The 7129-nt window shown below is 71.7% G+C and carries 7 protein-coding genes; all 7 read left to right on the top strand.

Features of this window, described 5'->3' with window-relative positions:
* Nucleotides 1–336 precede the first annotated feature (336 nt).
* The 7 genes from IQ210_RS46635 (at nucleotide 337) to IQ210_RS46605 (ending at nucleotide 7100) form a co-directional block, all read left to right on the top strand.
* Entirely contained in the window at nucleotides 337–1428 is a 1092-nt protein-coding gene (locus tag IQ210_RS46635; protein ID WP_256786353.1) for a polyprenyl synthetase family protein, read from the top strand.
* A gap of 30 nt (nucleotides 1429–1458) precedes the next feature.
* Nucleotides 1459–2364, top strand: a complete 906-nt coding sequence (locus IQ210_RS46630; RefSeq protein WP_194085337.1) for an aromatic prenyltransferase — start codon at nucleotides 1459–1461, stop codon at nucleotides 2362–2364.
* Nucleotides 2365–2398: 34 nt separating this feature from the next.
* Nucleotides 2399–3628 (top strand): cytochrome P450, encoded by a 1230-nt coding sequence (locus tag IQ210_RS46625; RefSeq protein ID WP_194085336.1) that lies wholly within the window; start codon nucleotides 2399–2401, stop codon nucleotides 3626–3628.
* Nucleotides 3629–3746: 118 nt separating this feature from the next.
* Nucleotides 3747–4016 carry a hypothetical protein gene (locus IQ210_RS46620; protein WP_194085335.1) on the top strand — a complete coding sequence of 90 codons (270 nt, stop codon included), beginning with the start codon at nucleotides 3747–3749 and terminating at the stop codon, nucleotides 4014–4016.
* Nucleotides 4017–4349: 333 nt separating this feature from the next.
* Complete coding sequence (locus IQ210_RS46615; RefSeq protein ID WP_194085334.1) at nucleotides 4350–5114, top strand: helix-turn-helix transcriptional regulator; 765 nt, start codon at nucleotides 4350–4352, stop codon at nucleotides 5112–5114.
* A 35-nt stretch (nucleotides 5115–5149) separates the two neighbouring features.
* A complete protein-coding gene (locus IQ210_RS46610; protein WP_194085333.1) occupies nucleotides 5150–5806 on the top strand; it encodes an undecaprenyl diphosphate synthase family protein in 657 nt (218 codons plus the stop codon).
* A 31-nt stretch (nucleotides 5807–5837) separates the two neighbouring features.
* On the top strand, nucleotides 5838–7100 hold the full coding sequence (locus IQ210_RS46605; protein ID WP_194085332.1) for a cation:proton antiporter domain-containing protein: 1263 nt from the start codon (nucleotides 5838–5840) through the stop codon (nucleotides 7098–7100).
* The last annotated feature ends 29 nt before the right edge of the window (nucleotides 7101–7129 follow it).

Below are 7129 nucleotides of genomic sequence, written 5' to 3'. Positions count from 1 at the left end.
CCCCCCCCCCCCCACCCCGGGCAAGGCCGGGGAAAGAGCCAACCAACCGCCCCCCCGACCCCCCCCCCCCAAACCGCCCCCCCCCCCGGGAATGCCCCACCCCCCCAACCCCGGGGGGGGGGGGGGCGCCAACCCCCCCCCCCGCCACTCCCCACCCGAACAACCACGCCCCGAACCGCCAAGCCACCCCCCACCACGGCCAGCCGCCAACGGCGAATTCGCCCCACGGGGGCCACCCGCACCCGACCACGAAAGCTGCACGGGCGGTGCGGGTGGGAGCACATACCCCGCCGATGGCGAAGCCGAGGCGTCCCACCCCGCCCGAGGAGACACGCAGTGACCACCGAAGTGACACCCCGGCCGGCCGCCGGCACCGGCACCGGCACCGGCCAGGATCCGGTGTCCTCCGTACGCCGCATCACCGACGACCTGCTGCGGCGCGTGGAACAACGCATGCGTTCCTTCCTCGCAGCCGAACGCGCCCGCCACGCCGAGGTCGACGAACGCGCGGTCCTCGCCGTGGACGCCCTCTCCGGCCTCGTCGACTCCGGCGGCAAGCGCATCAGGCCCGCCTTCTGCATCACCGGCTACCTCGCCGCCGGCGGCGACCCCCACGACCCCGGCATCGTCGCGGCCGCCGCCGCCCTGGAGATGCTGCACGTCTCCGCCCTCATCCACGACGACGTCCTGGACGACTCCAGCCGACGCCGCGGCCAACCGACCGTGCACGCCGTCAGTTCCGCCCAGCACGAGGCCAACGGCTGGCAGGGCGAGGCACGCCGCTTCGGCGAGGGCGTGGCGATCCTCGTCGGCGACCTGGCGCTCGTCTACTCGGCGGAACTGATCTCCCAGGCGCCACCGCAGGTCCTCGCCGAGTGGCACCGGCTGCGCTCCGAACTCATGATCGGCCAGTACCTGGACGTCGCCGCGGCCGCCGAGTTCGCCGTGGACCCCCGGCTCTCCCGCCGCATCGCCCAGATCAAGTCCGGCCGCTACACCATCCGCCGGCCGCTGGTGGTCGGGGCACGGGCCGCGGGCCGCGCCGATCTCGACGACGCCTTCACCGCGTACGGCGAAGCCCTCGGCGAGGCCTTCCAGCTCCGCGACGACCTGCTGGACGCGTTCGGCGACTCCGCGCAGACCGGAAAGCCGTCCGGCCAGGACTTCACCCAGCACAAGATGACGCTGCTGCTGGCCTGGGCGATGCAACGGGACGAACACATCCGCAGCCTCATCACCGAGCCCGGCCACACCCCCGACGAGGTGCGCGCCCGGCTGCTGGACACCGGAGTTCCCGAGGACGTCGAGCGACACATCGCGGCCCTCGTCGAGCGGGGCTGCGAAGCCATCGCGGACGCATCCGTCGCCCCCGTGTGGCGGGACGAACTGACGGACATGGCGGTGCGCGTCGCCTACCGCGACAAGTGACCCCCGCCGAGTAGGAAGCCTGGAGGAACAATGTCGGGAACCATCGGCCTGCAAGAACTGTGGGCGGGCGTCGAGGAGTCGGCCGGGCTCATCGACGTGACGTGCTCGCCGGAGCGGATGTGGCCCGTCCTGACCGCCTACGAGGACGCGATCGCCGAAGCCGTCATCGCCTTCCGGGTGGCGACGAACGCCCGCCACGAAGGCGAGTTGGACGTCCGGTTCACCGTCCCCTGGTACATCGACCCCTACCTCCGGGCGCGCGAGCACGGCCTCGTCACCGAGACCGGGCACCCCGTGGAGTCCCTGCTCGCGGACATCCGGGAGCAGTGCCCCGTCGACCTGTACGGCGTCGACGCCGGCGTCGTGGGCGGGTTCCGCAAGATCTGGGTGTACTTCCCGGCGGACGCCCACCAGAGCCTCGCGGGCCTCGCCGGCCTCGAGTCGATGCCCCCCAGCCTGGCCGCGAACCTCGGGTTCTTCACCGAACGGGGCATCGAGGGCCGGGTGGACCTGATCGCGATCGACTACCACAGCAGGACGATCAACCTCTACTTCACCCAGCTCCCGGAGGCGCTGCGCCGGCCGGAGGCCGTCCTGGCGATGCACCGCGACATCGGGCTGCCGGAACCGAGCGAGCAGATGCTCCGGTTCTGCGAGCGGACCTTCGGCTTCTACGCCACGCTGACCTGGGACTCCCCGGGCATCAAGCGGATCGCCTTCAGCGTGAAGACCCAGGACCCGCTGTCGCTGCCCGCCCGGCTCGGCCCGAAGATCGAACAGTTCGTCAAGTCCGTCCCGTACGGCGTCGACGACCCCAAGATGGTCTACGCGGCCATGACGTCCTCCGGCGAGGAGTACTACAAGCTCCAGTCGTACTTCAGGTTCCAGTCGCGCAGCCGACTGGACCAGATGCCCTCCGCCGACCATGCCGCGTGACGCGACCGCTCCCGTGGAGTTCCGGTTCGGTCGCATGCGAAGTCTCCTCGCCGGCCCCCCGGTCCGCACCGTGACCGTGGACGGCACCCGCGCGGAGTTCGTCACGGATCCGGTGCTGGTGCGCCAGATCCTCGTCAAGGACGGCAGGAACTACGGAAAGGGCGAACTGTTCCAGAAGGCGAGGAACCTCAGCCGGGCCGGGCTCCTGGCGGCCGACGAGTCCGTGCACCGGCACTACCGGCGACTGGCCCACCCCTATCTGCGGACGGCGGCGGTGACCGGCTACGCCCCGCTCATGCGGCAGATCGCCCGCGAGACGGTGACCGCATGGCGCCCCGGGCAGGCCGTGGACGTCCAGGCGGAGATGTGCCGGCTGGCCGGCGCGATCGCACTGGGCACCCTGCTCGGTCCGCTGCCGCCCGAGCGGTCGGCCCTGCTCGGCCGCAGCCTCGCCGCACTGACCTGGGAGATGATCCGAAAGCCGCTGTACGGGAAAGCGGCCGCGCGGGCGCGGCGGCAGGGCGCGGCACAGCGGCTGACGCGGGCCCGCGAGGAGTTCCGCGCCCTCATCGCCTCGTACGTGGCCGAACAGCGCAGCTCCCCTGACCTCGCGGCCGGTTATCTCCCGGCGCTGCTGGCCGACCCGGGCCGCGCCGGCTGCCCGGCGCTGACCGCCGACGAGGTCTGCGACGAGGCCGTCATGATGCTCACCGCGGCCACCGCCACCACGGCGTCGGTGATGTCGTGGGCGCTGTACGTGCTCGCCGAGGAACCCCTGATCGAGGAGAGGGTCCTCAAGGGCCTGGCGCGCGAAGGCGACGAGGACGCCGGGCCGCCCCGCATCGGATACCCGCTGCGGTTCCTGATGGAGGTCCTGCGGCTCTACCCGCCCGTATGGATCACCTGCCGTAAGACTCTGTCCGACGCGACGCTCGGCGACCACGCGCTGCCCGCGGGCACACACGTGCTGTTCAGCTCGTACCTCCTGCACCGCGACCCCGAACACCACCCGGACCCGCTCCGGTTCGACCCGGACCGCTGGCTCACCACCCGGCCGTCCGCGCAGGACGCCTCGTACATCCCCTTCGGGACCGGCGCGAAAGGCTGCGTCGGGGAGTCGTTCGCCTGGCGGGAACTCGAGGTCCTGCTCGGCACGATCATGACGGAGTGGCAGCTGGCGCTCCCGCCCGGCAGCCGGGTGCGCACGGCACCGGACACCACCCTGCACCCGCGCCGGCTCGTGATGGTCCCTCAGCCGCGATAGCCCTTCAGCCCTTCCGCCCTTCAGCCCTCCAGGCCCGCGCGAGGGTCCCCCGAGCGGCCCGGGCTTTTCCTGAGTGTCCCGAAGGTTGTTCCCGACCGACCAGCCGAGGAGTGCAGCCATGCCGACCCCGACGCCATCCGCACGGAAAGCCGAGATCACCTCCCTGGCCCGGGCCGAGGCCCGCGTCATGACGGGCGCCGACACCGACCACGCCCCGCACCCGGCCGCCGGCCTCACGGCGGCCGCGCTGCGCGCCCACGGCACGCTGTCGGCAGGACTCGGCCGGAGCATCCCGTTCACCGCCCTCGGCCCGACCGGCGACTCGGTGCACGCGCTCGCCACCTTCCTCGCCGTCTACGCCGACCAGGACCTCGCCGCGGCGGCATGAACTGGACCGACGGTGCAGGTGAACTCGAAGTTCCGTGGCACGGACGGGACTTGAGAGCAGGCCGGTCCTAGCGTGGAGTCCGCAAGTCCCCCTCCCGTCCGCGCCCGCCCCCTGCCCTGACGGGGGCGGGCGCGTCGACGCACCCGCACCGGGAGGAGCGGTACTCCACCCGCACGTCGGACTGTCCTTGTCCCTGCGCGTCTGACCTGCCCCACATCCCTTCCCACGTACGGGAATCGACTGTCCGTCAGGTGAACGGCGCCGCCGCTGATCCGGGCCCGCAGAGCCGCCCGCCCGGAATCCCCGGCACATGACCGCGATCAGGAGCCCTTCATGGAGCACCTAGTGCAGCATGCCGTCACCACGATCCGTGAGCGCTACTGGGAGCCGCTGAGCCTCGACGAGCTCGCGGCGAGCGCGATGGTCAGCAAGTACCACTTCCTGCGGATGTTCAGCCGGGTCACCGGTGTCACCCCGGGACGGTTCCTGAGCGCCGTACGTCTTCAGGAGGCCAAGCGGCTGCTGCTGAGCACCTCGCTCACCGTCGCCGACATCGCCGTACAGGTCGGCTACAGCAGCCAGGGCAGCTTCACCCGCCGCTTCACCGAGTCCGTCGGCCTGTCGCCCACCCAGTACCGCAAGCTGTCGCTGTCGGCCGGCACCGACGCGGCCCCGGCCGCCCTGTCCGAAGCGGCACCGGCCCCCGCCCGGCCCACGCCCGCGGCCCGCGACACCGGTTCCGTGACGGGCGCGCTGCGCACCCACGGCGACCTGCTGTCGCCCGTCTACGTCGGCGCCTTCGACAGCCCCATCCTCCAGGGCGCCCCGGCGTCCTGGAGCAACGCCTCGGCGCCGGGCCGCTTCACCCTGCCCAGCGTGCCCAAGGGCACCTGGTACATCCACGCGGTCGCCCACGGCAGACACCCCGCGGGCGCCGCCGACCCCAAACGCACCCTGCTCACCGCGGCCGTGGGCCCGGTGCGGGTGCAGGACGACACGGTGCACCGGCTCGACGTGACCCTGTGCCCGCAGGACTGGAGCCGGCCGCCGATCCTCTCCGCGCTGACGGGCCTCGCCCCGCAGCCGACGGCCGCCTGACCCGAACGACCGATCACCAACCCAAGGAGCTGACGGTGACCAACCTGTACCTGCTGCCCGACGGAATGCGCCGCTATTCCAAGGAGAACGGCGTCTCCCTCGAGCAGGGCTACCAGGCGATGTCGGACAAGCTGGTGGAGTTCGCCGGCTGGGCGCGCGAGGAGGGCTTCGACGCGCTGTACGTCGCGACCAACTCCGCCGAGAACTTCAACCGCCCCGAGGCGGCGGTGACCACGTTCCTGGACGCCTTCGAGGACGTCGCCCGCCGCTGGTACGCCGACTGCGACTTCGCGTTCTCCGGGACCCTCGAGCTACTGCCCGAGCGCTACCGCACCACGCTGGAGGAGCTGCAGGCCGCCTCCGCCAAGACCTCCGGCTTCACCCTGCACTTCATCTACGGCATGTCCCTGTCCCGGGAGATCATCGGCATCTTCAACAAACTCAACGGAAAGATCCCCGAGTTGACCGAGGACATCCTCCTCGAACACGCCTATCTCCCCGCCCAGGTCGACTACGTCATCCGGCCCGGCGGCCACACCCGGCTGTCGAACTTCTACCCCCTGATGTCCCCGTTCGCCGAACTGCACTTCTGCGACGCCCTGTTCCCCGCCATGACGCGGGCCGACTTCGACGCCGCCCTGAAGGACCTGCGGGCCAGGGACCGGCGCTACGGCAACTACCCGACCGCCTGAGCGCGGCCGCGGCGTACGAAAGGCGGATCCCATGGACACGCATCAGACCACGTCACTTCTCGTCGGCCTCGCGGCCATGGTCCTCCTGGCACGTGCGCTCGGCGTACTGGCCCGGCGGCTGGGCCAGCCCGCGGTGATCGGTGAGGTCCTCGCCGGCATCGCGCTGGGGCCCACCCTCTTCCACGGGGCGATCTCCGACGCCCTCTTCCCCGGCGACATCCGACCGCTGCTCAGCGCCCTGGCCGCGGTCGGCGTCGCCGTCTTCATGTTCATCGTCGGCCTGGAGTGGGACGCGGCGATGATCCGGGGCAGCGGCAGCCTGGCCGCGACCGTCTCCTTCAGCTCGATCCTGCTGCCGTTCGGCGCGGGCTCGCTCCTCGCGCTGTACCTGATGGACGACTACGGCACCGGCGACAAGACGGCGTTCATGCTCTTCATGGGTATCGCCATGTCGATCACCGCGTTCCCCGTGCTGGCCCGCATCCTCACCGACCGGCGCATGACCCGCACCCCGCTCGGCGTCGTCGCGCTGGCCTGCGCCTCCATCGACGACGTCCTCGCCTGGTCGCTGCTCGCCGGCGTCGTCGCCATCAGCGGCTCCGCCGGCCCCGACCAGTGGCGCATCCTGCTCGCCGTGCCCTACCTGGCGGGCATGCTCTTCGCCGTACGGCCCCTGCTGCAGCGTTACGCGGCCCGCCGGCCCGGGCTCCGGCTCACCCCGGGCGTACTGGCGTCGATCCTCGCCGGCCTGCTGCTGTCCGGCGCGATCACCGAGTGGGTCGGCCTGCACTACATCTTCGGGGCGTTCCTGTTCGGGATGGTCCTGCCGCGCACCGGCACCGAGCGGCTGCGCGAGGAGGTCCACGAGCAGCTCGGGCAGATGAACGGCACCCTGCTGCTGCCGGTGTTCTTCCTCGTCGCGGGCCTCAAGGTCGACCTGTCGGGGCTCGACGCGGCCGGACTCGGCGCCCTGGCGCTGATCCTGCTGGTGGCCGTCGGCGGCAAGTTCACCGGCGCGTTCGTCGCCGCCCGCCTCAACCGGATGCCGGTCAAGCAGTCCGCCGCGCTCGCCACCTTGATGAACACCCGCGGTCTGACCGAGCTCATCGTGCTCAACGTCGGCCTGCAACTGGGCTTCATCGGCAAGGACCTCTACTCGCTGATGGTCGTCATGGCCGTGACTACGACCGCGATGGCGGGCCCGCTGCTGACCGCGCTGATCGGCCGGCCCAAGCTCACCCTCGCCCCGGCGGAACAGCAGCCGGCCACGGAGTCAGTGCGCACCGCCGCCTGACCCGTCGCCCTCCGCCCCGCCCACCCCGC

Source organism: Streptomyces justiciae (genome assembly GCF_015163075.1).
Classification (GTDB): domain Bacteria; phylum Actinomycetota; class Actinomycetes; order Streptomycetales; family Streptomycetaceae; genus Streptomyces; species Streptomyces justiciae.
This window is presented reverse-complemented; position numbering and strand designations above follow the sequence as displayed.